Below are 25450 nucleotides of genomic sequence, written 5' to 3'. Positions count from 1 at the left end.
GCCATCCATGAGCAAGCGTGAACCTATCTACAAGGTGATCTTCCTCAACCAAGGCCAGGTGTACGAGATGTACGCCAAGCAGATCTATCAAAGCGATCTGTGGGGCTTCCTGGAGGTGGAAGAGTTCGTCTTCGGTGAGCGCACGCAGGTGGTGGTCGACCCCAGCGAAGAGAAGCTCAAGGCGCAGTTCGAGGGCGTGGTGCGCAGTTTCGTGCCGATGCACGCGATCGTGCGGATCGACGAAGTCGAGCGCCTGGGCACGCCGAAGATCAGCGAAGCGCGCGGCATGAGCAATGTCATGCCGTTTCCGATGCCGATGCCGGACAAGTGAAGCCGTCGCATGCGAGCCGGCTGCGTTAACCGCGGCGGCTCGCATGGTGTCGAGTCAGTTTGTTGTGTGGCTGCGGGAGTTCAGGGCAGCGGAGCGAACGGCGAGGCGCCATCGGCGGTCTGCAGTTCCAGCAGGTAGTTGCGGAAGATCTGCCCAAGTACCTGGGTGGCGATTTCCAGTTGCTCGCGCGGCATCTGCGCGGCAACCTGGTCTGCGGTGTCCAGTGCATCTTCGGCGCCATTCACGGCGGCCATCTTCAGCACGATATAGGCCTGCACATTGTTGGCCGGCACACCTTCACCGCGAAAGAACATCATCCCCAGGCGGTATTGGCTCTGTGCATGGCCTTGCAGCGAGGCCTGCTCGAACCAGTTCAGCGCTTGCGCCAGATCGCGCGGCGCGCGCTTGCCGTCGTAATAGAACTCGCCGAGCTCGAATTCCGCCTCCGGGTCGCCATTCTGGGCGGCCTGCTGGCAGGCGGCCAGGGCATCCGGCAGATCTTCGGGCAGGGTGTTGAGCGAGCAGCGGCCAGTGGCCGGGATCAGCAACGAGTTACCGCCAGCGAAAGCCAGCAGCGGCAGCAAGAGCAACAGGCAGCCCAGGGTGAGGGTGCGGCCGGTGCGGTTCATGGAAATCAACGCGCCTCAGAAAGCAGTACGAGCATGCCGCTCGGCCGACGAAACGCGTCGGCCTTCACATTATGAAATAAGCGGGGCCATCGTTACAAAGTCTTTACGGACTTTTCTGAGCTTTCCGGTGCTTCCATTGGCGTCGGCGAGCTGCTGGGCAGCGCCAGCAGGAGCCAAGCCAGAAGCGGGTAGGCCAGGCTCAGCAGGGCGTGGAACAGGTCGATGCGGCGTAACGAGCCAATAAAGCCCTCGGTGCCCACCAGCAGGCCGGCGAACAGCAGCAGGCCCACCGCCGCCACTGCGGTCCCCAGTGGCGCAATACGTTGCGGCAGCTGGCGGGCGCCCGCATGGAGTAACAGCAGCAAGGTCGCGATGTTGAGCAACAGGCGGTAGCTGTCGAGTATGTCCAGCCGTTGTGCGCCCTCGAACAGCAGGCTCAGGGCGATCACCACCCAGCACCAGATCAGTCGCGACCAGCCCCAACTGCGTGCCAGGGCCAGGGCCGCGATGCCCAGCAATGGCAGGCCGAGCAGGCTGCTGGCCTGGCTCAGTTTGCCATGCAGCTCTTGCCAGCTCGGGTCGAGGCCATAGTGCAGCACGCCGCACAGCGCGGCGCCGGCGGGCAGCAGAAAGCCGCTCAGGGCGCAGAGCCAGGTCCAGCGCTCGGCTTCGACGAAAGGCGCGCGGGCGCGATAGAGCCATAAGGCGCTCGCCAGGCAGGCCAGCGCCAGAAGGCCGTCGGAGAGCGCCGTGCTGTACTGCATCAACGTAACGCCGCGAACGCGCGCTCGGCGGCGTCCAGGGTGATTTGCAGTTCCTTGTCGCCGTGGGCGATGGAGGTGAAGCCCGCCTCGAAAGCGCTTGGCGCCAGGTAGACGCCGCCTTCCAGCATCAGGTGGAAGAAGCGCTTGAAACGCTCGGCATCGCTGGTCATCACGTCTTCGAAGGTGACGATGTCGTCGGCGCCGCTGAAATACAGGCCGAACATGCCGCCGGCCTGGGTGGTGACGAACGGGATGCCGGCGGCATCGGCGCGATCCTGCAGGCCTTGCAGCAGGCGCGCGGTGAAGTCGCTCAGTTCGGCATGGAAGCCCGGGCGGCTGATCAGCTTCAGGGTGGTCAGGCCCGCGGCCATCGCCAGCGGGTTGCCCGACAGGGTGCCAGCCTGGTAGACCGGGCCGAGCGGGGCGATCCGCGACATGATTTCGCGCTTGCCGCCGAAGCAGCCGACCGGCATGCCGCCGCCGATGATCTTGCCGAAGGTCGACAAGTCCGGGGTGACGCCGTAATACGCCTGGGCCCCGCCGAGGGCGACGCGGAAACCGGTCATCACCTCGTCGAAAATCAGCACCACACCGTGCTTGTCGCACTGCTCGCGCAGGCCTTCGAGAAAGCCCGGCGCCGGTGGCACGCAGTTCATATTGCCGGCCACCGGCTCGACGATGATGCACGCCACGTCGTTGCCGACTTCGGCAAGCAGTTTCTCGACGGCGGCGATGTCGTTGAAGGGCAGGGTCAGGGTGTGTTTAGCGAAGGCCGCGGGCACGCCCGCGGAGCTCGGCACGCCTTGGGTCAGGGCGCCGGAGCCGGCCTTGACCAGCAAACTGTCGGAGTGGCCGTGGTAGCAGCCTTCGAACTTGAGGATGCTGTCGCGCCCGGTAAACCCGCGAGCCAGACGAATGGCGCTCATGGTCGCCTCGGTGCCGGAGCTGACCATGCGCACCATTTCCATCGACGGCACGATGGCGCAGACCAGGTCCGCCATGTCGGTTTCCATCGCGGTCGGCGCGCCGTAGGACAGGCCGTGCTCCAGCTGCTTGCGCACGGCGTCCAGTACGTCCGGGTGGCTGTGGCCGAGGATCATCGGACCCCAGGAACCGACGTAATCGACATACTGCTTATCGTCTTCGTCCGTCACATAGGCGCCAGCCGCGTGCTTGAAGAACAGTGGTGTGCCGCCGACGCTCTTGAAGGCGCGTACCGGCGAGTTGACGCCGCCGGGGATGTGCTTTTGCGCGTTGGCGAACAGGGTTTCGGAACGGGACATGCTGGACCTCTCGAAAAACGTAGGGGGGATTAGCGCAGCGTAATCCACCGTAACTGGGTATCAGGTAGTTGCGAACAGCTCGCTGAAGGCGCGGGCGCGGCGTGCGACTTCCTGGGCGTTCTCGGCGCTGAACAGCGCATGGATTACGGCCAGCAGGCTGGCGCCGTGGGTAATCAATTGCGGAGCGGTTTCCAGGGTCACGCCGCCGATGGCGACGATCGGCAAGCTCAAGCGGGCGCGGGCCTGCTGCAGCAGTTCAACGGTGGCGGCGGGCGCGCCGGGCTTGGTATTGGAATTGAAGAAGCGCCCGAAGGCCACGTAGCTGGCGCCTTCGCGGGCGGCCTGTTCGGCCAGCTCCAGTTGGGCATGGCAGGTGGCGCCGATGATTGCCTGACGGCCGAGCAAGGCGCGGCAGGCGGCGAGCGAACCGTCGCCCTGGCCGAGGTGGACGCCGACACCCAGACGCGCAGCCAGTTCGGCGTCGTCATTGATCAGCAGCGTGGCGCCGTAACGCTCGCAGAGGCCGCGCAAGGCTTCGGCCTCACGTAGGCGGCGGGTCTCGTCGCTGGACTTGTCGCGGTATTGCAACAGGCGCGCACCGCCGTCCAGCGCGGCTTCGACATACGGCAGCAGCTTGCCGCCGGCCAGCAGTTGGCTGTCGGTGATGGCGTACAGACCGCGCAGTTTCAGCGCTTGTGGGCTCATGACGAGAAATCCAGCGGCAGGCGGCGTGGCACGAACTGGCCGTGGCCCAGCTGCTCGGCATCGCGCAGGGTGCGCCAGGTGTAGGCGAGGGCCGATTGCACGGCGCTGGCCAGGTTTTCTCCGAGTGCCAGGCGGCCCGCCAGGGTGCTGGCCAGGGTGCAGCCGGAGCCGTGATAACTGCCGGGCAGGCGCGGGCAGGTGAAGGTCTGCCGGCTGCCATCGCGCGAATACAGGCGGTTGTGCACCTGCTGTTCGTCGCCATGCCCGCCGGTGATCAGCAGGTGTTGGCAAAAAGGCAGGAGTTTTTCCGCGCACTGATCCGCCGTGCCATCCGGCAGCTCGGCAAGAATTCGCGCTTCCGGCAGGTTCGGCGTGGCGATGGTCGCCAGCGGCAGCAGGCGCTCGCGCATGGCGTAGCCGACTTCATCCTTGCCCAAGGCGCCGCCGCCGCCGGCGCGCAGCACCGGATCGCAGACCAGCGGCACGCCTGGCAGGGCTTGCATGATTTCCAGCACGGTCTCGACCATTTCGACGGAGCCGAGCATGCCCAGCTTGACCGCGGCCACCGGCATGTCGGCAATGACAGCATTGGCTTGGGCGAGCACCCAGGCGCGGTCGAGCACGCGAAAGTCGCGGACGTTGACCGTGTCCTGCACGGTCAACGCGGTGACCGCCGGCGCGGCGTGGCAACCCTGGGCGAGCAAGGCTTCGATATCGGCCTGCAGGCCGGCACCCCCGCTGGGGTCATGACCGGAGAGGCAGAGAACTACGGGACGAGAATTGTAGATATTCATGGTGCGCGAGCTTATCACTAATCGGCTTTTTTGCGCCTGGCTTGGCCCGTTCGGCGACGAGTTTGTGTTGCGCGCGATGCCGTGCATTTCTGCTCGCAGCGACCGCCTCGTTGAGCACCTGGTTAGGGACAGTGCCGGTATCGGCGCAGGCGTCAGGGCCGGGGCTTAAGGGCATGATGGCGAATGGCTTTTCCCGCCGTGCGGCTGTGCTAGAGTGAGCCCAATTCGAATAACCAGGCTCAGCGCGGCGACGTCATTCAGGGGAGGCGGGGCTCCCTGGCGTGGCCCCGCAAAGCCTTTGCGGGGCAGCATGCGTTACGGCCTTCTTCTACTTCTTTGTCTCTGTTCGGCACTGGCCGGCGCGGTCGAGTTCGACGAACACACCCGCAGCCTGGTGCTGGGGCAGGAAATGGACGTGTTCGAGGATGTGCGCGGTGACGCCAGCATCGACGAGATCATCTCGCCGGCCCTGCAGGCCAGCTTCCGCCGGCACGACAAGTCGGTGCTCAACGCCGGTTATTCGCACTCGGTGTTCTGGCTGCGCCTGGATTTGACCTACCGCCCGCAGGTGTCGGTCGGCCAGCAACCGTGGCTGTTGGAGCTGGCCTACCCGCCGCTCGATCACCTGGAACTCTACCTGGCGGATGGCCGCGGTGGTTTTCAGCGTGTCCAGCAGACGGGCGATGCCTTGCCGTTCTCCAGCCGGCAGATCAAGCAGAACAACTACCTGTTCGAGCTCAGCCTGCAGCCTGACCAGCCAAAGCGCGTCTACCTGCGCCTGGAAAGCCAGGGCTCGGTCCAGGCGCCGCTGAAACTCTGGTCGCCGACGGCCTATCTGGAGGAGCAGCCGGGGCGCATCTATGTATTGGGCATCATCTACGGCGTGCTGCTGGTGATGCTGATTTACAACCTATTCATCTACCTGAGTGTGCGCGACACCAGTTACCTCTATTACATCTTCTATATCGCCTCGTTCGGCCTTTACCAGGTTTCGGTAAACGGTGCCGGGATCGAGTACTTCTGGCCGAACAGCCCTTGGTGGGCGAATGTTTCCACGCCTTTCCTGATCGGGTCGGCGGCGTTGTTCGGGTGTCAGTTCGCCCGCACTTTTCTGCACACCGCCGAACACAGCCCGTGGGTCGACCGCAGCCTGCTGGTGATGATGGCGCTGGGGGCGTTGACGATGCTGCTGGCGCTGACTGCCAGCTATGGTTTTTCCCTGCGTCTGGCGACCTATGTAGCCCTGTCGTTTACCGTTGTGGTGTTCACCGCGGGCATTCTGGCCTGGTGGCGGGGCATGCGGGTGGCGCGTTATTTCATCATTGCCTGGAGCGCCTTCTTGCTGGGTGGCATCGTCAACACCTTGATGGTGCTGGGTTATCTGCCCAACGCCTTCCTGACCATGTACGCCAGCCAGATTGGTTCGGCGCTCGAAGTGGGGCTGTTGTCGCTGGCATTGGCCGACCGCATCAACTCGATGAAGGAAGAGCGCACGCGGATTCTCTTTGAGTCCGGGCGCAAGCTGGAGACGCTGAACCAGGAGTTGGCCAACAGCAACCGCTTGAAGGACGAGTTTCTCGCCACCGTCACCCACGAGTTGCGCACGCCGATGAATGGTGTGATCGGCTCGCTGGAGCTGATGCAGACGGTGCCCATGGATGTCGAGTTGGAGCAGTATCAGAAGACCGCCACGACCTCCTCGCGCGACATGATGCGGATGGTCAACGATATTCTCGCCCTCACCGAACTGCAGGCGGGCAAGCTCTACCCCTGGCGTGAGCCGTTCAGCCTGCGGGCCTTGTTTGACGGCCTGTGCGCGCAGTTCGCCCCGCGTGCCGAGGACAAGGGCCTGTTTTTTACCCTGGAGCTGGACGAGAGCCTGCCCGACACCCTGGAGGGCGACGCCGGCAAACTGGCGCAGAGCCTCGGCTATCTGTTGGATAACGCGATCAAGTTCACCTCGCGCGGGTCTGTCGCCCTGCGCGTGAGCAGCACCGATGTGCTTAAGGATGGCCTGACGCTGAGGGTTGAAGTGATCGACAGCGGCATCGGCTTCAGTACCCCGGTGGATGGTTCGCTGTATCAGCGCTTCCATCAACTGGATGGCTCGATGACCCGCGAATATGGTGGCCTGGGCGTCGGCCTGGCGATCTGCCGGCAATTGGTCGACTTGCTCGGCGGTGGCCTGAGCCACCAATCGCAGTTGGGCCAGGGCAGTTGCTTCGAGTTGCGCGTGCCGTTGTTCCTGACGGCCCCCAGCCCGCAACAGGCGGCGCCGCGGCGCGCCATGGGGCCGGCACTGCGCCGCCCCGAGCAGTGCACGGTGTTGGTGGTCGAGGACAACAGCATCAACCAGTTGGTGCTGCGCGGCATGCTGCTCAAGCTCGGCTACCGGGTGCGCTGCGCCGACAATGGTGCCGATGCCCTCGAACTGCTGCGCCGCGAACCGGTGGATGCACTGCTGCTGGATTGCCAGATGCCGGTCATGGATGGGTTCGCCACCTGCCGTGCGCTGCGCGCCTTGCCCGGCTGTCTGGGGCTGCCGGTGCTGGCGGTCACCGCCCATAGCCACAGCGGCGACCGCGAACGGTGCCTGGCGGCGGGGATGAATGACTACCTGGCCAAGCCGGTCAAGTTCGAGGCGCTGCAAGCGCTGCTGCACGATTGGCTGCTCTGCCGGGCTGCGTTGGACCCGAATCCGCAGCCCAGTTAGGTCGGTGTCTTCGCGGAGATTTCGCGGCTGTTTTGACCGATATCCCACTTTAGCCAAGCTCTGAATCGTGATTCACTGGATGTATAAATGAATCAGGATTCAGACTATGGCCTATCGCCTGACCGCCGCCCGCCTCGACCGTGACCAGGAGCTGCGTGAGCGGATTCTCGATTGCGCGCTGACGCGGGTGGCCGAGGCCGGCTTCGCCGCCCTGACCATGCAGGCCCTGGCCGAGGACGTCGGCATTGCCACCGGCAGCCTGTACCGGCACTTTCGTGGCAAGGGCGAGTTGGCGGCGGAGGTCTTCGCCCGTGCCAGCCAGCGTGAGGTGGAGGCCTTGGCCGCGGTATTCCGCGGCCCCGGTGCGCCAGACCAGCGCTTGGCCGAGGGCCTCCGGCAGTTCGCCGCGCGCGCCTGGCACAGCCGGCGCCTGGCTTTCGCCCTGATCGCCGAACCGGTCGACCCGGAAGTGGACGAGCAGCGCCTGCTGTACCGCGAGGCCTACGCCAAGCTGTACGCCGACCTGCTGCGCGAAGGTGTGGCCACCGGCGCTTTCCGTCTCAGTGCCATTCCGTTGGTGGCCGCCTGCCTGGTGGGCGCCACCGCCGAATCCCTGGTCGGTCCCCTGTCGCCGCCGGCACGCGCGGCGCGGGCGGCCGGCCATGCGTTGCCCGACTTGGGCGAAGTCAGCCAAGCCCTGGTCACCTTCTGCCTGCGCGCCGTTGGCGCCCCGTTGCCTACCGAGGAGTCCTTGCCATGAACCTGCATCAGTTCGCCGAAACCCACGACGTGATCAACCAGGTGCCACCGTTGGATGGCGCCAACCTCTACCGCCTCGACCTGCCGTTGCAGGAGTGGACGCGGCATTTCGGCGGCGGCTGGGCCGATGCGCGAATCGACGCTTATGGCGCCTTGGCCGGCGGGCCGCTGATGGCCGCCGGCTTTCTCGCCAACGAGAACAAACCGGTGTTCAAGAGTCATGACCGCTACGGTCATCGTATCGACCTGGTGGAGTTCCACCCGGCTTACCATCAACTGATGCAGGTCGCCATCGAGCATGGCCTGCCGTCGCAGCCCTGGACCGAGCCGCGTGCCGGCGCGCAGGTCGCCCGTGCGGCCATGAGTTACCTGCACAGCCAGGCCGAGGCTGGCAGCGGCTGCCCGCTGACCATGACCTACGCCAGCGTGCCGGCGCTCAAGCTGCAGCCGGATATTGCCGAAATCTGGCTGCCGAAGATCCTCTCGACCCAGTACGACCCGCGCAATCTGCCGATCAGCCAGAAAACCGGGGCCACTATCGGTATGGCGATGACCGAGAAGCAGGGTGGCACCGATGTGCGCGCCAACACCACGCATGCCCATCCGGTTGGCATGCCGGGGCCGGGCCAGGCCTATGAGCTGGTCGGGCACAAGTGGTTCTGTTCGGCGCCGATGTGCGACGCCTTCCTGACCTTGGCGCAGACCGACAAGGGCCTGAGCTGCTTCCTGCTGCCACGCCATCGGCCGGACGGCACGCGCAACGAGTTCTATATCCAACGCCTGAAGAACAAACTGGGCAACTGGTCGAATGCTTCCAGCGAGGTCGAGTATCGCGGCGCGCTGGCCTGGATGATCGGCGAGGAAGGTCGCGGTGTGCCGACCATCATCGAGATGGTGGCGCTGACCCGTTTCGACTGCATGGTCGGCTCCAGCGCCCTGATGCGCCAGGCCCTGACCCAGGCCGCGCACCACTGCGCCTACCGCAAGGTCGGCGGCCGGGTGCTCAATGAACAACCGCTGATGCAGAACGTGCTGGCCGACCTGGCCCTGGAAAGCGAGGCCGCGCTGGCCCTGACCCTGCGCATGGGCCGCGCCCTGGACCATGGCCACGACGAGCAGGAAGACAAATTCGCCCGCCTGGTCACTGCCGTCGGCAAGTATTGGATCTGCAAGCGTGCCCCGGCGATGATCAATGAGGCCGCCGAGTGCATGGGCGGCGCCGGTTATGTCGAGGACAGCATCCTGCCGCGGCTGTACCGCGAGGCACCGGTCAATTCGACCTGGGAAGGCTCGGGCAACGTGCAGTGCCTGGATGTGCTGCGCGCCCTGTCGAAAGAGCCGGGCGTGCTCGACGCCTTGTTCGTCGAACTCGGCGACGGCCATGGCGATGCGCGGCTCAAGGCGCATATCCAGCAGCTGCAGGCGGGTTTCCGCGACACCGACGATATCCAGTACCGCGCGCGTCAGTTGACCGAGGACGTGGCCGTCGCCTTGCAGGCCAAGCTGCTGCTGGAGGGCGGCAACGCCGTGGTTGCCGATGCCTTTATCGCCAGCCGCTTGGGTGCGGGCGGGCGCGTGTACGGCACCTTGCCGCGTGGTGTGGATGTCGAGGCACTGGTGGCGCGGGCGACCCCGCACCTGCTGTAAGTCACTCGGTGACCGTGGGCTGGGTTTTGCCACCAAAATGGCCCGGCCTAGCCTGCGGATACCACGATTGTGGCGGATAACGCGGTGAATAATTCGCCCGACGATGGAACCCGCTCGATAAGCCGGCTTGCGGTCATGCCTTTTCTCGACGATGCAGGCAAGATAGAAATCTGCATGCTCTGACAGGAATGCCCATCGTGACCAGCAACACTGACGCCTTTGTTGTCGCCCATACCCCTGATGAAGCGGTAGACCGGCTTGCCGCCCTGCATGAGCGGGCCATCAACGGCCTGAGCCAGGCACTCAAACTCTACCTGAAAGAACGCATCAAGCCCGATGCCAGCCAGCACAGCCTGTTCCGCTACCCGGAACTGCGCCTGACCTACCTGTGCCAGGGCGAAGTGCCGACCACCGTGCGTGCCTATGCCAAGGTGCAGGTGCCGGGCACCTACAGCGTCACCGTGACCCATCCGGCGGCGTTTCGTAATTACCTGCTCGAACAACTGCGCCCGCTGATGAGCGATTTCACCGTGCAGGTCGAAGTCGGCGTGAGCCAGCAGAACATTCCCTACCCCTATGTGGTGGAGCAGGGCGATGAGCTGGCCGGGTCTGGGGTGACGGCGGCCGAGTTGGCGCGGGTGTTCCCCAGCACCGACCTGTCGGCGGCCTCGGATGGCATCGCCGACGGCTTGTACGACTGGGAAAACATCGACCCCCTGCCGCTGGCGCTGTTCGATGCGGCGCGGGTGGACTTTTCCCTGCGCCGGCTGGTGCATTACACCGGCAGCGACTGGCGGCACGTGCAGCCATGGATTCTGCTGACCAACTACCACCGCTATGTCGACCAGTTCATCCTGCATGGCCTCAGCCAGTTGCGCGAAGACCCGCGCTTCGTACGCATGGTGTTGCCGGGTAACGTCATCATCGAGCGCGACATGGACGAGGGCGAAGCGCAGACGATCATCGCGGGCGTGCTCTGGCACCGCTACCAGATGCCGGCCTACCACCTGATCGCCGCTGACGGCCATGGCGTGACCCTGGTGAATATCGGCGTCGGGCCGTCCAACGCGAAGAACATCACCGATCACCTGGCCGTCTTGCGTCCGCATTGCTGGCTGATGATCGGCCACTGTGGCGGCCTGCGCCAATCGCAGACCATCGGTGACTATGTGTTGGCTCACGCCTATATGCGCCGCGATGGCATCCTCGACCGGGTGGTGCCGCCGAACATCCCGATTCCGGCCCTGGCCGAGGTGCAGATGGCGTTGCAGGAGGCCGCGGCGACCGTCACCGGCGAGCGCGGCGAAGCGCTGAAACGACGCCTGCGCACTGGCACCGTGCTGACCTACGACGACCGCAACTGGGAGCTGCGCTGGGCCCAGGAGCGTCCGCAGATCAACCTGGCGCGGGCCATCGCGGTGGACATGGAAAGTGGCACCATTGCCGCCCAGGGTTATCGCCTGCGGGTACCTTACGGCACCTTGCTGTGCGTGTCCGACAAGCCGCTACACAGTGAAATCAAGCTGCCGGGTGCGGCCGGCGCGTTCTACGAGCGGGCGGTGACCCAGCATTTGCATATCGGCATCGCCGCCCTGGACCTGCTGCGCAACCAGCTCAACTCACTGCACTCGCGCAAGCTGCGCAGCTTCGACGAGCCGCCGTTCCGCTGATCGGTCCCGTAGGAGCGGCCCGTGGCCGCGATGCCGTTTGCTCATTCGCGGGCATTGCCCGCTCCTACAGCAGCCCAAGGCTGCGCGAGCAGCGGTGGCACCTGCCATTGCTCGCCCGGCGTCGGCACGCGGAAGCTGTCCGGGTCGACCTGCCAGCCCGCGAGCGCCTTGGCCAGGTCTGCCGGCGGGGCGAACTGGCCCTCGTCGGTCAGGCGGAAGGTGCCGAAGTGGATGCCCATGCTGGTTTGCGCCTGCAATTGGCGGTGGGCCTGCACGGCGTCATCCGGGTTCATGTGGTGGTCGCGCATGAACCAGCGCGGCGCATAGGCGCCAATCGGCAAGGCGGCGAAGCGCAGCGGGCCGAAACGCTCATGGATCAACTTGAACTCCGGACCCAGCCCGGTATCGCCGGGAAACAGCAGCGGCCCTTGCGCCGATTGCAGTACGAAGCCCAGCCACAGCGTCTGGTTGGTATCGGTGCGGGTACGTGCCGACCAGTGTTGCACCGGTACGCCATGCAAGGTCAGCTCCGGGGTGAGGGGGAGCGACTGCCACCAATCGACTTCGACCACATCGCTGAAACCGGTTTCGCGGATCAGTGGGCCATTGCCCAGGCCGCTCACCACTTTTGCGGCGGGAAAGCGCTCGGCCAGCTGCCGCAGGCTTTCCAGGTCCAGGTGGTCGTAATGGTTGTGGCTGACCAGGATCAGGTCGATCGGTGGCAGTTGTTCCAGGCTCAGGCCCGGCGGGTGATGGCGCTTGGGCCCGATGAAACTGAACGGGCTGACGCGCTTGGACCACACCGGATCGGTAAGGATATTCAGCCCATGCTGCTGGATCAGCAGTGTGGCGTGGTTGATATAGGTGACGCGCAGCTCTGTGCCGGTCACTCGCTCCTGCAGCGCGGGTGGCACGGCAGGCCCGGGTTGCTCGATCCAGGCGATCTGCGGCTCGCGATTGAGCTGCCACTTCAGCAGGCTGGCGAAACTTTTATGCGGTGTCGGTTCGATGTTGCGAAAGCGCGCGCCGTCGAAATGATCGGACGCCGGACCCTGGTAGGGGGCGCCGTTACAGCCGACTAGCGTCAACAAGCTGAGCAACCAGGTCGGTCGCAGTGGGCGGGGCATGGCGGGTTTGCTCTGCGCGTGAGGATGTCGCTCAACCTAGCATGGCGCCCCACTCTTGCCTGCGCCCCGACACCTTTTGTAACCATGCCCCGGTTCGGGGCCGGCCGGACGATTCGCTCATCCGGCCAGCCGGTTCGGTCAGCAGCTTGCGTCCAGCACCACCCGATAGCGTGCCTTGCCATCGCGCAGGTGCTGGATCGCCTCGTTGACCCGGCTCATGGGGAAGTGCTCGACCTGCGGCAGGATCTGATGGCGGGCGCAGAACTCCAGCATGCTGGTCATGGTCGCCGGAGAGCCGACCGGCGAGCCGGACAGGCTGCGCTGGCGCGGAATCAGGTTGAACACATGCACGGGGATGGCGCTCGGCACGATGCCGACGAAGTGCAGGCGACCCTTGCCGCGCAGCGTGGCGATCAGGGCGTTCCAGTCGAGGTCGGCGCTGGCGGTCACCAGAAGAAAATCCAGGCTGCCGGCAATCGCCTTGAGGGCTTCGCTGTCGGTTGAGGCGACCACCTTGTGGGCCCCGAGGCGCAGGGCTTCTTCCTGCTTGCTCAAGGACGAGGTGAAGGCGGTGACGTCACAGCCCCAGGCGTTGAGAAAACGCAACGCCAAATGGCCAAGGCCGCCGATGCCGACCACCCCGACCCGGTCGGTGGGTTTGACGCCCAGCTCCAACAGTGGGCTGAACACCGTCGAGCCGCCACAGAACAGCGGCCCGGCCAGGCTCGGGTCGAGGTTGTCCGGCAGCGCGATGGCCCAGGCCCAATGCGCGCGCAGCCGGTCGGCGAAGCCGCCGTTGCTGCCGACGATGGTGGGTTTTACCGTGCCGCACAGCTGATGCGAACCTTCCATGCACGAATGGCAGTGCATGCAGCTGCCTTTGTACCAGCCGATGCCCACCCGTTGACCCAGCTTGAGGCCGCGCGCCTGGGCGCCGAGACGGACGATGGTGCCAACCACCTCATGGCCGGGGATGAACGGGTAGCGGGCATTGCCCCAGTCGTTGTCGATCATCGATTGGTCGGAGTGGCAGATGCCGCAGTACTCCACGGCGACTTCGACCTCCTCGGCGCCCAGCGGGCCGGGGTTGAACGCATAACGTTCCAGCGCGGCGCCGGCCGACTTGGCAGCCCAACCGGTGAAAGTGTCGAGTACGGATTCGGCGGTGTTCATGCGGGTTTCCTCTGGGTGGGTGAAACAGCCCCCGAAGCATAGCCGTCTCGGCGCTGCGGTCGCTGCCGCAATAAGGGTTGGTGATAATTCGAGGGCGCCCTCGGGTACACTGCCCCTCCCGCGTTACTGTTTATGGATTGCGCATGCCCCGCCCACCTCGTTCCGCCGCCCCGCGCCATCCCGCCGGCAAGCCTGCCGTCCGCCGGGTGGCCAAGGCGCCGCCGGCCGAGCCGCAGCTGATCCTGTTCAACAAGCCTTTCGATGTCCTGACCCAGTTCAGCGACGGCGAAGGCCGCGCCACGTTGAAGGATTACATCCCGCTCCCCGGCATCTACCCGGCCGGGCGTCTGGACCGCGACAGCGAGGGCCTGTTGCTGCTGACCAATGACGGCCAGTTGCAGGCGCGCATCGCCGACCCCAAGCACAAGCTGGCCAAGACCTATTGGGTGCAGGTGGAGGGGGAGCCGAGCGCCGAGCAGCTGCAGCGCCTGCGCGATGGCGTCGAACTGAACGATGGTCCGACCCTGCCGGCCGAAGCCCGGCAGTTGGCCGAGCCGCCGCTGTGGCCGCGTGACCCGCCGGTGCGCTTTCGCAAAAGCGTGCCAACCGCCTGGCTGGAGTTGGTGATCCGCGAGGGGCGCAACCGTCAGGTGCGGCGCATGACGGCGGCCGTCGGGCTGCCGACCTTGCGCCTGGTGCGGGTGCGTATCGGCCCCTGGAGCCTGGACGATCTGGGCCTGGGCGAGTGGAAAGCGGTGCCGGCGCGGCTCGATTGAACGCTCGCGGCGCGCTCAGCCGGGCACCGTGCGAGTGATCAGAAGCCTTCTAGGCTGCCGATCACCACGGTCTTGATCACGAAGCCGAGCACCCCGAGGCCGAGGGCGAGAAACAGGATCATGGTGCCATAGCGGCCAGCCTTGGACCGCTTCGCCAGATCCCAGACGATAAACCCCATGAAGGCCACCAGGCCGCCGACCAGGATGATCATCATCCACTCTTCAAACATTTCCGGTTCCATCACGACCTCGGGCAATACGGATAGACAACGCCAGCCTCTTGGGCTGGCAACGGCGGGGGCGGGCGCTCAGGCATCTGGGCGATGGCTGGCTGTTGTTGTATGAGCCTCGGCTCTTATGGCGGGACCGCGCGGGGTGCAGCAAAGCGGCGAGAATTATACGCGAAGCCGCCTTGCCGTCGCCGCGGCTTCGTCGGCCTGCTGCAAGGCCGTTCGGTCAGTTGCGCAGGTGTTGCAGCGGCAGTTGGGTGCTGGAGATCACCTGGTTGAGGACAAAGCTCGAACGCACGCTGGAGACGCCCTCGATGCGGGTCAGTTGGCCGAGCAGGAATTGCTGGTAGTGATCCATGTCCGGCACCACCACCTTGAGCTGGTAATCGGCATCCATGCCAGTCACCAGGCTACATTCGAGCACTTCCGGGCATTGGTTGATCACCGATTCGAAATGCTCGAAACGCTCCGGCGTGTGCCGGTCCATGCCGATATGCACATAGGCGGTGAGCGTCAGGCCGAGCTTCTTGCGATCCAACAGCGCCACCTGGCGGAGGATGTAGCCGTCATCTTCCAGTTGCTTGACTCGCCGCGAACAGGGTGAGGGCGAGAGGCCGATGCGTTCGGCCAGCTCCTGGTTGGAGATGCGCGCATCGCGTTGCAGTTCAGCCAGGATATTCAGGTCGTAACGATCGAGTTTGTTCATGCTGGTCACTCTTCTGTTATCTATTGCGCACTATAGTGCTTTGAGAGTGAAAGATTGCGCAAGTTAGGATTCTTTGAGCAATATTCGCAATCCGATTTCGCGTTGTTAGGCCTAAGCTTTACCTCAGTTAAATGACCCGGACAGCAGAGTCCATCCGGCCCGCCCAATCAGGCGCGCCGCAGCCGCCGACCCCACCGGGTCGCCCCCGGCCACCGGGTCCGCACTGCCCAACCAGGCGGGCGAGACAAGCGGCGACACAATCGCCAGCAGCGGACGAATTTCCAAGGGAGGTCATCTGACCTCCCTTTTTCTTGCCTGCGATTTATACCCCGTGCGGTTCGAAACCCGCCTGCAGGTGGCGCTGTCGAAGCTTATAGCGCTCGACTTCAAGCCCGATTTACCCAAGCCTGACGTTGCCGACGCGGGCGCTGAACGATACTGCACAGGTCACCCGGTGGTGATCGTTTCTGGAGTAGAACTACATGAAGTCGCGTATCTGGCGGATGGCGGGGGTGAGCATCCTTTCCCTGGCCATGGTGGGGCACGTGCTGGCGGATGACTCGCGTGGCGCCAGCGCGGTGATGGGTGGTCGTGGCGGCAACTCGCAAGAGGGGCCGGGCAATGGCAATCAGGGCCAGGCGGCGCAGCGGCAAGGCGGGCAGACTCGCAGCAGTGTCCAGCAGGGCCCGCAAGGCGCGGCCCGGCAGTTGGGCAGCAGCTCAGCACCGCGCTATCAGGGTTCTGAGCAAGGTGGCAGTTGGCAGGGCGGCTCTGGCCATCGCGCTCAGGAGCATGCGGGTGGCAGCCAGGCCAGTACCCAGCAGGGCCCGCAAGGCGCGGCTCGCCAGTTGGGGCGTTCCACGCCGCGCTACCAGGGTTCCGCGCAGGGCGGCAACTGGCAAGGCAATCAAGGCGGTAACTGGCAAGGCGGCCAGCAGTCGGGTAACCAGTGGCACAGCGGCTACGACAAACCGCGCCCGGGCAACGGTCACGGCAATGGCTGGGGCCCCGGCCCACAATGGCGGCCAGGCTATCGGGTCAACGTCATTCCCTCCGGGCATTGGCGCGTACCCTATGGCGGCGTCGACTATTACTACGCCGAGGGCTACTGGTATCGGCCCTATGGCCCGAGCTACATCGTGGTGGTGCCGCCTCGCGGTATCCGCGTCAGGTCCTTGCCGCCTTATGCGCGGGAAGTCTGGATCGGCAGCGTGCTGTACTTTCTCGCCGCCGGAACCTATTACCTCTGGCAGGCCGACAACCGTGAGTACGTGGTGGCCAACCCGCCGCTGTCGAGCGTGCCGGCGGACAACAGTGGCGGGTACGACGTGATCGCCTACCCGGCGCGGGGGCAAAGCCAGACGCAGCTGGAGCGGGATCGTTATGACTGCCATCGCTGGGCGGTCAACGAAAGCGGCTTCGACCCGTCGCAGGCCAGCTATGCGCCGGCGCCAAGCGTTGCCGATCGCTATCGGCGGGCGTTGGGGGCTTGTTTGAGTGGCCGCGGTTACAGCGTCAACTAAGACGCGGCGCGCGGCGCCAGCACGTCCTGCGGGTCGGCATGCACCAGTACTTCGGCCCGTGGGTACTGCGTGGTGATGGCCCGTTCGACCTGCTCGCAAAGGTCGTGGGCGACCGTCAGGCTCAGCGTACCCGGCAGCTCCAGGTGCAGCTGCACGAACCAGTAGGAGCCGGATATCCGCGTGCGCAAGTCATGGGCACCGAGCACGCCGGGCACGCTGCAGGCCAGTTCGAGCATGTGCGCGCTGACATCCAGCGGCAGCTCTTGATCCATCAGCACTGCAATCGCTTCGCGGGCGATCTGCACGGCGCTCCACAAAATGTAAGCGGCGATGCCCAGGCCGAACAGCGCGTCCAGTTGTTGCCAGCCGAAGTAGGCCAGCACCAGCGCCAGCAGGATGCTGCTGTTGAGCAGCAGGTCCGAACGGTAATGCAGGGAGTCGGCGCGAATCGCGGTGGAACCGGTGACCCGGATCACATGGTGCTGGAACAGCAGCAGCGCGCCCGTCAGCGCCAGCGCCAGCAGCATCACGGCGATGCCCAGGCTGGGCGCGCCGAGGGGTTGCGGGTGCTGCAGATGCTCGACGGCTTGAATCGCCACCAGCACGGCACTGACGGCGATGAACAAGGCCTGGGCCATACCCGATAAAGCCTCGGCCTTGCCGTGCCCATAGCGGTGATCTTCGTCCGCCGGGCGCAGGGCGTAATGCACCGCCAACAGGTTGAGCAGCGACGCCGCGCCATCGAGCAGCGAGTCGGTCAGGCCGGCCAGCAGGCTGACCGAGCCGCTCAACCACCAGGCCGCACCTTTGGTGACGATCAGGATCACCGCCACCGCCAGGGAGGCCAGGGTGGCCTGGCGCAGCAGGCGGGCATGTGTGGCGCCGTTGTTCATGCCTTCTCCGCTAGGTCGTGGCCGGCAACGGGCAGCGTTGCAACCGGCCTCAGGCTGCCGGGTGCAGACCGTGGGCGGCCAATTGTTCGATGCTGCCGGTGTGCTGGATCAGGCGCGGATCGTCGAGCGGCAGGCTGTGGCCGGTTTCGCGCTCGATCAGGGCCTTGAGGCGGGCGTTGTCGACCTTGCCGTCGGCACCGATGGTTTCTTGCAACTGTTGCGGGTCGACCTGTGCGTGCTGGCCTTCCGGCAGGTAGATGGCGCCGGTGGCGAAGTCGATGCCAAAGGCGATCAGGCCCGGCAGCACATAAAACAGGATGCCGATGGCGTTCAGGCCGGCGACGACCGGATCGATCTTGCCTTCGATCTGCCCGCGGCGATCGGGGAAGAACAGTGTGCCGCAAGCGCTCAGTTGGGTGAGCAGGGTGACGGCTAGAACACCGCCGATGACACGAAACCGCATGTGCATAAGCACCTCCAGAAAAATAGTGGCACAACTATAACAAGCCGGCTGCGGCGGTGCCGCTCTGTTGCGAGCGCCGCGCCACCACGAGCATTGCTAAGACCACGGCAAGTGGATGGCCGTTCGCCGTTATAATCGCCGGCTTCTACTGTGGACACCTGCGATGGCACGCCCATGACACCCTTACCCATCGACGCGGTACTGCCGGCCCTGCGCGCGGCCCTGGCCGCGCGCCACGAAGCCGTGCTGGAGGCCCCGCCCGGCGCCGGTAAGACCACCCGCGTGCCGTTGGCCTTGCTCGATGAACCGTGGCTGGCCGGGCAGTCGATCCTGATGCTCGAGCCGCGCCGGCTGGCAGCCCGGGCCGCGGCCGAAAGGCTGGCCAGCGAACTGGGGCAGGCGGTTGGCGCCACGGTCGGCTACCGCATCCGGCTGGAGAGCAAGGTCGGGCCCGGGACCCGGATCGAGGTGGTCACCGAAGGCATCCTCGCCCGGCGGCTGCAGGATGACCCGGCGCTGGACGGTGTCGGTTTGGTGATCTTCGACGAATTCCACGAACGCAGCCTGGACGCCGACCTGGCCCTGGCCCTGACCCTCAATGGGCGGGCGCTGCTGCGCGACGAGCCACCGCTGAAAGTCCTGCTGATGTCCGCGACCCTGGAAGGCGAACGGCTCTCGGCGTTGCTGGATGATGCCCCGGTGGTGCGCAGCGACGGGCGCATGTACCCGGTGGAAACGCATTGGGGGCGGCCGCTCCAACCTGGTGGCAGCTATGAAAAAGACGGGCTTGAACCGAGGGTGGTGCAGACCGTGCTACAGGCCCTGGCCGAAGAACCAGGCAGTGTGCTGGTGTTTCTCCCTGGCCAGGCCGAAATTCGCCGAGTCAATGAGCGCCTGGCTGAAGCGTTGCAGGAGCGGCGCGACATTCTGCTTTGCCCGCTGCACGGCGAGCTGGATCTGAGCGCCCAGCGCGCTGCCATCGAGCCGGCGCCGGCGGGCATGCGCAAGGTGGTGCTGGCGACCAATATCGCCGAGACCAGCCTGACCATCGACGGCGTGCGGGTGGTGGTGGATGTCGGCCTGGCGCGGGTGCCGTGTTTCGATCCGGGCAGCGGCATGACCCGCCTGGACACCCAGCGCATTTCTCGCGCCAGCGCCACGCAGCGGGCGGGGCGCGCCGGGCGTCTGCAACCGGGCGCCTGTTATCGGCTTTGGTCGCAGGCGCAGCACGAGCAATTGGCGGCCTATGGCAGCGCGGAAATTCTCCAGGCCGATCTGGCCGGGCTGGCGCTGCAACTGGCGCGTTGGGGTGTGCAGCCGGTGGAGCTGGCCTGGCTGGATGCGCCGCCGGCTGCGGCTTTTGCCCAGGCCCAGGAACTGCTGGGCCGGCTCGGCGCGTTGCGCCCGAAAGCGGACGGCGGCTGGACGCTGACCGCCCACGGCCAGGCCATGGCCGAACTGCCGGCGCACCCGCGGATCGCGCATCTGCTCCTGCGCGGTCAGGCGCTGGGGCTCGGCAACCTGGCGTGCGAGGTGGCCGCCTTGCTCGGCGAGCGGGATATCCAGCGCGGCGGCGGAGCCGACCTGCACAGTCGGCTGGCCTTGCTGAGCGGCGCCGAGCGCGTGACACGCGGGGGGCAGGGGGGCGTGCAGCGCGCGCGGCAACTGGCCCGGCAATTTCGCGGCGCTCTGAATAGTTCAGCGCGCCGCGCCTCCAGCGAGGCGGTCGCCGATCCCGAACACCCGCGCTGGCTCGGTGCCTTGCTGGCCTTCGCCTACCCGGATCGGGTCGCCCAGCAACGCCGCGCCGGTGGCGGCGAATACCGCCTGGCCAATGGCCGGGCGGCGCAGTTCGGCGAGCCCGATGCCCTGATGAAGCAGCCCTGGCTGGTGGTGGCCGACCTCGGCAGCCGCCAGGGCCAGCGCGAAGAGCGGATCTACCTGGCGGCTGAGCTCGACCCGGCGCTGTTCGACTCGGTATTGAGCGAGCAAGTGAGTATTCGCGAAGAGCTGGAGTGGGACGAGCGCGAAGGCGTGCTGCGGGCCGAACGCCAGCGCCGGGTGGGCGAGCTGGTGCTGGCCCGCGAGCCGTTGAGCAACCTCGATGAAGCCACTCGCAGCCGCGCCTTGCTCGGCCTGGTGCGGCGCAAGGGATTGGAATTGTTGCCGTGGACGGCGGAGTTGCGCCAGTGGCAGGCCCGCATCGCCCTGTTGCGCCGCCTGGACCTGGCGCAGCAGGGCAGCAGCGAGTGGCCGGATGTCGCCGATGCGGCGTTGCTGACGAGCCTGGAGCAGTGGTTGCAGCCCTATTTAGGCAAGGTCACCCGCCTCAGCCATTTCGGCAATCTGGACTTGCCGGCGATGCTGCAGAGTCTGTTGCCCTGGCCGCTGCCACAGCGCCTGGAGGAACTGGCGCCGCGCAGCGTGCAGGTGCCGTCCGGCTCGCGCATCGGTCTGGATTACAGCGAGCAGCCACCGGTATTGGCGGTGCGCATGCAGGAGTTGTTCGGCCTGGCCGATACGCCACGCATCGCCGGTGGCCGGCAGTTGGTCAAGTTGCATCTGTTGTCGCCGGCACGGCGACCGGTGCAGGTGACCCAGGACTTGGCGAACTTCTGGCGCAGCACCTACGCCGAGGTGAAAAAGGACCTCAAGGGGCGTTACCCCAAGCATTATTGGCCGGATGACCCGTTGATCGCCGAGCCCACCGCACGGGTCAAGCCGCGGCGTTAATCGCCAACAGTCGCTGTGCGCCCCGATGTTTACGGTTGTTTATCCGGCAACAAAAAACGCGCAATCAGCGGCAAGTGATCGGAAATCCGCAGAGTGTCGGACTGCCGCACCGCGGCATCGAGGCGTACCAGTTGCGGGCTGTGGAGCAGGTAGTCGAGGGTTCGATCCGGGCCATTGGCCTGCGGGTCGTTGGGGAAGTGGGTGTACCAGTTCGCCTGCTCGGGGCCGCTGGTTTCGGCAAGGCTGGGGATCATCGGGTACTTGTCCGCCAGCACCTTCAGCTCGCTGTCGGCGGCGTACCAACTGCGCTGCTGGGCGGCCAGATGCTGATATTGCCCGGGCGGCAGCAGGTTGAAATCGCCGCCAAGCACCCAGGGCGTGCCTTCGGCGCTGAGCTTGTCGAGCAGATTGGTACTCATGGCGACTTGCCGCTGCATGGTGTCGTCACCCTGGGCGAAGGCATCCAGGTGGGTGTTGATTACCGCCAGCCGGCCACCCTCGCGGATCGGCAGGTAGCTCACCAGCAGGGCGCGTTTCAGGTTGAACTGACGGGTCAGCGGGTTGGCCGGGATCAGTGGCAGTTGCAGGCGCTCGGCCTGGGCGATCCGGTAGCGGCTCAGGGTGCCGAGCTTCATGCCGACGCTGCCGCGAATCTTCGGATGCGGCACGAAGGCGGCCTTCCAGTAGAGCGCCTGGGCGCTGCATGGATAGAGGTCGGCCAGACGTTCCTGCAGCAGCGCCAGTTGATCCTGGTAATCGGTGGTCTTGGCGTTCTCGTGCAGCTCCTGCAATAGCACGACATCCGGTGCCTCGTCGCGCAGCACGCGCACCACTTCATCGAGGCTGTAGGCCAGATCCGCCGCGGTCGGCCGGGTATCCGGGCCACTGCCATCGGCCAGGTCATACCAGAACACATAGCGCTTGCCGGCCAGGTACTGCACGTTCCAGGTCATTACCTTGAGCGCCTGGCCGGGCTGCAGCAGCGGTGCCCGGGTGGCGCAGGCCAGTGGCGCGGCTTCGCGCGCGGCGGGGTGCCAGGTCAGGGCGTAGACCAAGGCAAACAGAGCGCCGCCAAGGGCCAGCAAGCCGAGCAGGGTGTAGCGTAGGACCGGTGGCAGGGTCATGGGCGGGGCCAAATGGGCTTGGACTATGCTGAAAAGACGCGAGCATACCCGAGCGGTCACCCACGGCCCAGGCCTGAACGCTGCGCCCCCGGATGAGGAGAAGGGTCATGACTGAAGTGGTGATTGCCCAGCGCGGCCCTTTTGAGGTTGAGGTGGTTGCCGGGCTGGATTATTTCTGGTGCCGTTGCGGGCGCAGTGCCAATCAACCGTTCTGCGACGGGACGCATAAGGGCAGCGGCATCAGCCCGCTGAAATACCATGCTGCGCAGAGCGAGACCCTGTACTTCTGCGGCTGTAAGCACACCCAGTCGCCGCCTTGTTGCGACGGCACGCATCGAACACTGCCTTAACGATTTTTTCGCTGCGCATTTGGCGCGGGCACTACCGAATGGTTCATCGGCTTTTCCCGCGAGCGCCCGTTGCAGCAGGCGCGGCAACAAATCGCCACGGTGCTCGAACAGATGCGCGCTCGGGCCGTGCGCGGCTCGGTGAGCGGGTCAGGCGTCTGCCGGCCCGGGGCTGAGCAGCATGAACAGGCGGAACAGCACCACGCTGGCGAACAGTTGCAGGAAGCCGTTGGCGCAATCGAGCACGAATGACAGCAGCATGTCCGGCGCCCCGTCCGCCGACGAGAAGCTCAGCCAGTCGAGCAACCAGAGCGGCAGCATCACGCAGAGGATGCAGAGCAGAATCCGCCAGAAATGCCCATTGCTCAGTTTGAAGCTTTCGCGCAGGGCCGCCAGCGGTGTCAGCCCACGCAGTACCAACAGGTACTCGGCGAAGGCCAGCTTGATCATCACCCACAGCCCCGGCAGCACGAACAGCGATACGCCGAGCATGATCAGCAGGGTGCTCAGGGCTGCCAATACCGCGAAGCTCGGCCATAGGCGCAGCGACGCGGCCAGCAGATCCGCCGTGCGTGGCTGCAGACCGCGGCTGCGGGCATCGAGAAAGAGGATCAAGGCGGCGGTGTAGAGCGGGTAGAACAGCAAGCCGACGATCAAACCGTAGGCCGGCGATCCTTCGCTCCCGCTCCAGGCGCTGACCGCTTGCTGGGCCAGGCCTTCGAGCACGATCAGCGGCAGGCAGAGCAGGGCGATGGCCGCCAGGTTGCGGCTGAAGAAATACCAGGAGTCACGCAGGATCGGGAGCGGGTTCATCGGCTTATCGCTGTAAAAAACAGGGTTCCACTTTAGCCGATGGACGCAGGCGCTCCAAATAGCCGGCATGGGCGAGCACGGCGTGACATGGGATCAAGATGTTTCAGCAACCAGGCTGCCGAGCAACTCGTTGCTGTTCAGCACCGTCGCGTATTCACCCTGCAGATTGGCCATGGCCATGGCATGCACCTCTTCGGCGCTGCGCGGCCGACCGTCGAAATCCGGCTTGGCGAAGGTGAAGCAGGCATCGTTCAGCACTCGGGTGTGAAAGCCCAGGTTGCCGGCACTGCGCGCCGTGGACTCGACCGAGTTCTCGCTGGCGACGCCGACTATGACCAGGCGCTCGATGCCGCGGACCCGCAACCAGCGCTCCAGGGCGCTCTGGCTGAAGGCATCCGGCACGTTTTTTTCGAACACCTGCTCGTTGGCCCGGGGCTCGAACGCCGGCTGGAACAGCACGCCGGCCTGGCCGGGGGCGAACACCGAGGTCGGTGAGCGGGAGATGTGCCGTATATGCACCAACGGCCAGCCATGGCGGCGCCAATGGCTGAGCAAGGCGGCGATGCGGGTTTCGGCTTCGGGGTTGTTGCGCGGCCCCAGGTGCGCCTCGCGCATGCCCTGTTGCAGGTCGATGATCAGCAGCGCCGGGGCATCCTGGCGGCTCACGGTGACGGGTGTCGGCGGCATATTGGCTGTCCTTTCCACGAGGCTGTCATACTGAGCGCCGACTTTAGCCTTAAGTCCCCGTTGTCAGCCACAGCGCGACCCGCGCCAAGAGGATTGCCGGTGAAGAAAATCGCCGTATTCGCCGATGTACAGAACCTCTATTACACCGTGCGCCAGGCCCATGGTTGCCACTTCAACTACGCCGCGCTGTGGGCCGATATCAGCCGGCACGGGCAGATAGTCGAGGCCTACGCCTACGCCATCGACCGTGGCGACGCCAAGCAGCAGCAGTTCCAGCAGATCCTGCGCAACCTGGGCTTTACCGTGAAGCTCAAGCCCTATATCCAGCGCAGCGACGGCTCGGCCAAGGGCGACTGGGATGTTGGCATCACCATCGACATCATGGACGCCGCGTCGCACGTCGATGAAGTGGTGCTGGCCTCCGGCGATGGCGACTTCGCCATCCTCCTGGATAAGGTGCGCGCCAGCCATGGCATCGAGGCCACGGTCTATGGCGTACCGAGCCTGACCGCGCAGGCGCTGATGCGCGCTGCCAACCGTTATGTGCCGATCGAAGGCGCGTTGCTGCTGAAAAACTGAGCCGGGCAGCGTGCTTATTCTTCACCCCAAAGAGACAAACTGACGTTGGAACGCATTGCAGTCATCGACTTTGAAACCACCGGCATCGCCCCCGGTCCGAACGGCCGCGCCACCGAGATTGCTGCGGTGATTGTGGAGGACGGGCGGATCGTTGCGCGTTACCAGAATCTGATGAATAGCGGTGCCTGGGTGCCGCCCTTTATCGAGAGCCTCACCGGCATCAGCAACAGCATGCTGCGTTCGGCGCCGCCGGCCGCGCAGGTGATGCGTGAGGTGGCGGATTTCGTCGGCAACACGCCGCTGGTGGCGCACAACGCCGCGTTCGACCAGAAGTTCTGGGATGCCGAACTGGCGCTGATCCAGCGCAGTCGGCCGCAGACCTTTGCCTGCTCCATGCTGCTGGCGCGGCGCTTATTGCCGCAGGCGCCGAACCACAAGCTCGGCACGCTGAACAACTGGGCCAAGCTGCCGGTCACCGGCAAGGCCCACCGGGCGTTGGCCGATGCGGAAATGGCGGCCAACCTGACGGTGTACCTGGCCGAGCAGTTGCGCCAGACCCATGGCATCGATCGGGTCTCCCACAGCCTGCTGTGCAAGCTACAGAAAATACCCGCCGCCAAGATCGGCGAAGCCCTCAGAAGCGCCCGCACATCCCGCTAGCCGCTATGGCCGCCGCCCCCGGAGCCGCCACGCCCCAGCGCGCCCCCGAGCAGCATGCCGCCCCTGCCGAGCAGGCGGATGACGATGACCAGCACGAGCAGCAGCAACGGCGCGAAGGGCTGTTTCGAGCCTTCATTCGCGCCGTTGCCATCTGCAACCGGTTGGCCGCCGAGCACCTGGATGATCGCCGCGGCGTCAGCGTTCAGCTGCCGCCTGCTCAGAGCCGGCGTGCAGCTACCGTTGCGCACGAAACAACGGGCCGCCCAGTCGCTTTCTGCGGCTGATAACGCCGCCAGCTCAACAGAAGCGGGCTGACGGGCG

Annotated in this window: 26 protein-coding genes; 11 read left to right on the top strand and 15 right to left on the bottom strand. The window is 65.5% G+C overall.

Going from position 1 to position 25450, the window contains the following annotated elements:
* Positions 1–7: 7 nt before the first annotated feature.
* Complete coding sequence (locus tag AC3IYG_RS19325) at positions 8–331, top strand: DUF1820 family protein (protein ID WP_489311127.1); 324 nt, start codon at positions 8–10, stop codon at positions 329–331.
* 80 nt (positions 332–411) lie between these two features.
* Here the strand turns inward: AC3IYG_RS19325 and AC3IYG_RS19320 are convergent, their stop codons facing one another.
* From AC3IYG_RS19320 to AC3IYG_RS19300, 5 genes are all read right to left on the bottom strand, one after another.
* Positions 412–960: a tetratricopeptide repeat protein gene (locus AC3IYG_RS19320; protein WP_489311126.1), complete on the bottom strand. Its 549-nt coding sequence runs from the start codon at positions 958–960 to the stop codon at positions 412–414.
* A gap of 92 nt (positions 961–1052) precedes the next feature.
* Positions 1053–1724 (bottom strand): DUF6962 family protein, encoded by a 672-nt coding sequence (locus AC3IYG_RS19315; RefSeq protein ID WP_489311125.1) that lies wholly within the window; start codon positions 1722–1724, stop codon positions 1053–1055.
* Positions 1724–3007, bottom strand: coding sequence for a glutamate-1-semialdehyde 2,1-aminomutase (gene hemL / locus AC3IYG_RS19310; RefSeq protein ID WP_489311124.1), 1284 nt, complete (start codon positions 3005–3007; stop codon positions 1724–1726). The genes AC3IYG_RS19315 and hemL overlap by 1 nt, the downstream gene beginning before the upstream one ends.
* 60 nt (positions 3008–3067) lie before the next feature.
* Positions 3068–3697, bottom strand: a complete 630-nt coding sequence (thiE, locus tag AC3IYG_RS19305; protein WP_489313963.1) for a thiamine phosphate synthase — start codon at positions 3695–3697, stop codon at positions 3068–3070.
* An 11-nt stretch (positions 3698–3708) separates the two neighbouring features.
* The gene (locus AC3IYG_RS19300) at positions 3709–4506 is read right to left on the bottom strand and encodes a hydroxymethylpyrimidine/phosphomethylpyrimidine kinase (RefSeq protein ID WP_489311123.1); all 798 of its coding nucleotides are present in this window, start codon (positions 4504–4506) and stop codon (positions 3709–3711) included.
* Positions 4507–4816: 310 nt separating this feature from the next.
* Here AC3IYG_RS19300 and AC3IYG_RS19295 point away from each other — a divergent pair, with 310 nt between their 5' ends.
* From AC3IYG_RS19295 to amn, 4 genes are all read left to right on the top strand, one after another.
* Complete coding sequence (locus tag AC3IYG_RS19295; RefSeq protein WP_489311122.1) at positions 4817–7219, top strand: hybrid sensor histidine kinase/response regulator; 2403 nt, start codon at positions 4817–4819, stop codon at positions 7217–7219.
* A gap of 106 nt (positions 7220–7325) precedes the next feature.
* On the top strand, positions 7326–7979 hold the full coding sequence (locus tag AC3IYG_RS19290; RefSeq protein WP_489311121.1) for a TetR/AcrR family transcriptional regulator: 654 nt from the start codon (positions 7326–7328) through the stop codon (positions 7977–7979).
* A complete protein-coding gene (locus AC3IYG_RS19285) occupies positions 7976–9625 on the top strand; it encodes an acyl-CoA dehydrogenase family protein (RefSeq protein WP_489311120.1) in 1650 nt (549 codons plus the stop codon). Before AC3IYG_RS19290 ends, AC3IYG_RS19285 begins: the two co-directional genes overlap by 4 nt.
* A 197-nt stretch (positions 9626–9822) precedes the next feature.
* The gene (amn, locus tag AC3IYG_RS19280; protein ID WP_489311119.1) at positions 9823–11295 is read left to right on the top strand and encodes an AMP nucleosidase; all 1473 of its coding nucleotides are present in this window, start codon (positions 9823–9825) and stop codon (positions 11293–11295) included.
* Positions 11296–11336: 41 nt separating this feature from the next.
* Here amn and AC3IYG_RS19275 read toward each other — a convergent pair whose 3' ends face one another.
* Both AC3IYG_RS19275 and ahr read right to left on the bottom strand, forming a co-directional pair.
* Positions 11337–12422 carry an MBL fold metallo-hydrolase gene (locus tag AC3IYG_RS19275; protein WP_489311118.1) on the bottom strand — a complete coding sequence of 362 codons (1086 nt, stop codon included), beginning with the start codon at positions 12420–12422 and terminating at the stop codon, positions 11337–11339.
* Between the two features lie 138 nt (positions 12423–12560).
* Positions 12561–13595, bottom strand: coding sequence for an NADPH-dependent aldehyde reductase Ahr (gene ahr / locus AC3IYG_RS19270; protein WP_489311117.1), 1035 nt, complete (start codon positions 13593–13595; stop codon positions 12561–12563).
* Positions 13596–13801: 206 nt separating this feature from the next.
* Here ahr and AC3IYG_RS19265 point away from each other — a divergent pair, with 206 nt between their 5' ends.
* Positions 13802–14371, top strand: coding sequence for a pseudouridine synthase (locus AC3IYG_RS19265; RefSeq protein WP_489313962.1), 570 nt, complete (start codon positions 13802–13804; stop codon positions 14369–14371).
* Positions 14372–14409: 38 nt separating this feature from the next.
* On the opposite strand, the gene AC3IYG_RS19260 is transcribed toward AC3IYG_RS19265, so the two are convergent.
* Both AC3IYG_RS19260 and AC3IYG_RS19255 read right to left on the bottom strand, forming a co-directional pair.
* A complete protein-coding gene (locus AC3IYG_RS19260) occupies positions 14410–14613 on the bottom strand; it encodes a DUF2788 domain-containing protein (RefSeq protein ID WP_489311116.1) in 204 nt (67 codons plus the stop codon).
* Between the two features lie 214 nt (positions 14614–14827).
* Positions 14828–15307, bottom strand: a complete 480-nt coding sequence (locus AC3IYG_RS19255; RefSeq protein WP_489311115.1) for an Lrp/AsnC family transcriptional regulator — start codon at positions 15305–15307, stop codon at positions 14828–14830.
* Between the two features lie 482 nt (positions 15308–15789).
* Here AC3IYG_RS19255 and AC3IYG_RS19250 point away from each other — a divergent pair, with 482 nt between their 5' ends.
* Positions 15790–16830 carry a DUF6515 family protein gene (locus AC3IYG_RS19250; RefSeq protein ID WP_489311114.1) on the top strand — a complete coding sequence of 347 codons (1041 nt, stop codon included), beginning with the start codon at positions 15790–15792 and terminating at the stop codon, positions 16828–16830.
* On the opposite strand, the gene AC3IYG_RS19245 is transcribed toward AC3IYG_RS19250, so the two are convergent.
* Complete coding sequence (locus tag AC3IYG_RS19245; protein ID WP_489311113.1) at positions 16827–17723, bottom strand: cation diffusion facilitator family transporter; 897 nt, start codon at positions 17721–17723, stop codon at positions 16827–16829. The genes AC3IYG_RS19250 and AC3IYG_RS19245 overlap by 4 nt on opposite strands.
* Positions 17724–17772: 49 nt before the next feature.
* Positions 17773–18192: a polyribonucleotide nucleotidyltransferase gene (locus AC3IYG_RS19240; RefSeq protein WP_489311112.1), complete on the bottom strand. Its 420-nt coding sequence runs from the start codon at positions 18190–18192 to the stop codon at positions 17773–17775.
* A 168-nt stretch (positions 18193–18360) separates the two neighbouring features.
* Between AC3IYG_RS19240 and hrpB the strand changes: the two genes are divergently transcribed.
* Positions 18361–20919 carry an ATP-dependent helicase HrpB gene (gene hrpB, locus AC3IYG_RS19235; RefSeq protein ID WP_489311111.1) on the top strand — a complete coding sequence of 853 codons (2559 nt, stop codon included), beginning with the start codon at positions 18361–18363 and terminating at the stop codon, positions 20917–20919.
* 29 nt (positions 20920–20948) lie between these two features.
* On the opposite strand, the gene AC3IYG_RS19230 is transcribed toward hrpB, so the two are convergent.
* Positions 20949–22043, bottom strand: coding sequence for an endonuclease/exonuclease/phosphatase family protein (locus tag AC3IYG_RS19230; RefSeq protein WP_489311110.1), 1095 nt, complete (start codon positions 22041–22043; stop codon positions 20949–20951).
* Between the two features lie 107 nt (positions 22044–22150).
* Here AC3IYG_RS19230 and AC3IYG_RS19225 point away from each other — a divergent pair, with 107 nt between their 5' ends.
* Positions 22151–22393: a CDGSH iron-sulfur domain-containing protein gene (locus AC3IYG_RS19225; RefSeq protein WP_489311109.1), complete on the top strand. Its 243-nt coding sequence runs from the start codon at positions 22151–22153 to the stop codon at positions 22391–22393.
* A gap of 147 nt (positions 22394–22540) precedes the next feature.
* On the opposite strand, the gene AC3IYG_RS19220 is transcribed toward AC3IYG_RS19225, so the two are convergent.
* Positions 22541–23203, bottom strand: coding sequence for a YciC family protein (locus tag AC3IYG_RS19220; protein WP_489311108.1), 663 nt, complete (start codon positions 23201–23203; stop codon positions 22541–22543).
* Positions 23204–23296: 93 nt separating this feature from the next.
* Positions 23297–23890 carry a cysteine hydrolase family protein gene (locus AC3IYG_RS19215; protein ID WP_489311107.1) on the bottom strand — a complete coding sequence of 198 codons (594 nt, stop codon included), beginning with the start codon at positions 23888–23890 and terminating at the stop codon, positions 23297–23299.
* A 99-nt stretch (positions 23891–23989) separates the two neighbouring features.
* Between AC3IYG_RS19215 and AC3IYG_RS19210 the strand changes: the two genes are divergently transcribed.
* Positions 23990–24469, top strand: coding sequence for a LabA-like NYN domain-containing protein (locus AC3IYG_RS19210; RefSeq protein ID WP_489311106.1), 480 nt, complete (start codon positions 23990–23992; stop codon positions 24467–24469).
* 45 nt (positions 24470–24514) lie between these two features.
* Positions 24515–25129, top strand: coding sequence for a 3'-5' exonuclease (locus AC3IYG_RS19205; RefSeq protein WP_489311105.1), 615 nt, complete (start codon positions 24515–24517; stop codon positions 25127–25129).
* On the opposite strand, the gene AC3IYG_RS19200 is transcribed toward AC3IYG_RS19205, so the two are convergent.
* On the bottom strand, positions 25126–25377 hold the full coding sequence (locus AC3IYG_RS19200; RefSeq protein WP_489311104.1) for a hypothetical protein: 252 nt from the start codon (positions 25375–25377) through the stop codon (positions 25126–25128). The genes AC3IYG_RS19205 and AC3IYG_RS19200 overlap by 4 nt on opposite strands.
* Positions 25378–25450: the final 73 nt, after the last annotated feature.

The sequence above is a fragment of the Pseudomonas sp. KH_027 genome (assembly GCF_057838565.1).
This window is presented reverse-complemented; position numbering and strand designations above follow the sequence as displayed.

What these genes read in the sequence shown, in the direction of transcription:
- AC3IYG_RS19250 (WP_489311114.1), top strand. Translation starts at nt 15,790, where the DNA reads ATGAAGTCGCGTATCTGGCGGATGGCGGGGGTGAGCATCCTTTCCCTG.
- AC3IYG_RS19230 (WP_489311110.1), bottom strand. Translation starts at nt 22,043, where the DNA reads ATGACCCTGCCACCGGTCCTACGCTACACCCTGCTCGGCTTGCTGGCC.
- hrpB (WP_489311111.1), top strand. Translation starts at nt 18,361, where the DNA reads ATGACACCCTTACCCATCGACGCGGTACTGCCGGCCCTGCGCGCGGCC.
- AC3IYG_RS19255 (WP_489311115.1), bottom strand. Translation starts at nt 15,307, where the DNA reads ATGAACAAACTCGATCGTTACGACCTGAATATCCTGGCTGAACTGCAA.
- AC3IYG_RS19285 (WP_489311120.1), top strand. Translation starts at nt 7,976, where the DNA reads ATGAACCTGCATCAGTTCGCCGAAACCCACGACGTGATCAACCAGGTG.
- AC3IYG_RS19315 (WP_489311125.1), bottom strand. Translation starts at nt 1,724, where the DNA reads ATGCAGTACAGCACGGCGCTCTCCGACGGCCTTCTGGCGCTGGCCTGC.
- AC3IYG_RS19225 (WP_489311109.1), top strand. Translation starts at nt 22,151, where the DNA reads ATGACTGAAGTGGTGATTGCCCAGCGCGGCCCTTTTGAGGTTGAGGTG.
- AC3IYG_RS19295 (WP_489311122.1), top strand. Translation starts at nt 4,817, where the DNA reads ATGCGTTACGGCCTTCTTCTACTTCTTTGTCTCTGTTCGGCACTGGCC.
- ahr (WP_489311117.1), bottom strand. Translation starts at nt 13,595, where the DNA reads ATGAACACCGCCGAATCCGTACTCGACACTTTCACCGGTTGGGCTGCC.
- AC3IYG_RS19325 (WP_489311127.1), top strand. Translation starts at nt 8, where the DNA reads ATGAGCAAGCGTGAACCTATCTACAAGGTGATCTTCCTCAACCAAGGC.
- hemL (WP_489311124.1), bottom strand. Translation starts at nt 3,007, where the DNA reads ATGTCCCGTTCCGAAACCCTGTTCGCCAACGCGCAAAAGCACATCCCC.
- AC3IYG_RS19215 (WP_489311107.1), bottom strand. Translation starts at nt 23,890, where the DNA reads ATGCCGCCGACACCCGTCACCGTGAGCCGCCAGGATGCCCCGGCGCTG.
- AC3IYG_RS19240 (WP_489311112.1), bottom strand. Translation starts at nt 18,192, where the DNA reads ATGCACATGCGGTTTCGTGTCATCGGCGGTGTTCTAGCCGTCACCCTG.
- AC3IYG_RS19245 (WP_489311113.1), bottom strand. Translation starts at nt 17,723, where the DNA reads ATGAACAACGGCGCCACACATGCCCGCCTGCTGCGCCAGGCCACCCTG.
- AC3IYG_RS19260 (WP_489311116.1), bottom strand. Translation starts at nt 14,613, where the DNA reads ATGGAACCGGAAATGTTTGAAGAGTGGATGATGATCATCCTGGTCGGC.
- AC3IYG_RS19275 (WP_489311118.1), bottom strand. Translation starts at nt 12,422, where the DNA reads ATGCCCCGCCCACTGCGACCGACCTGGTTGCTCAGCTTGTTGACGCTA.
- AC3IYG_RS19290 (WP_489311121.1), top strand. Translation starts at nt 7,326, where the DNA reads ATGGCCTATCGCCTGACCGCCGCCCGCCTCGACCGTGACCAGGAGCTG.
- AC3IYG_RS19320 (WP_489311126.1), bottom strand. Translation starts at nt 960, where the DNA reads ATGAACCGCACCGGCCGCACCCTCACCCTGGGCTGCCTGTTGCTCTTG.
- AC3IYG_RS19300 (WP_489311123.1), bottom strand. Translation starts at nt 4,506, where the DNA reads ATGAATATCTACAATTCTCGTCCCGTAGTTCTCTGCCTCTCCGGTCAT.
- AC3IYG_RS19220 (WP_489311108.1), bottom strand. Translation starts at nt 23,203, where the DNA reads ATGAACCCGCTCCCGATCCTGCGTGACTCCTGGTATTTCTTCAGCCGC.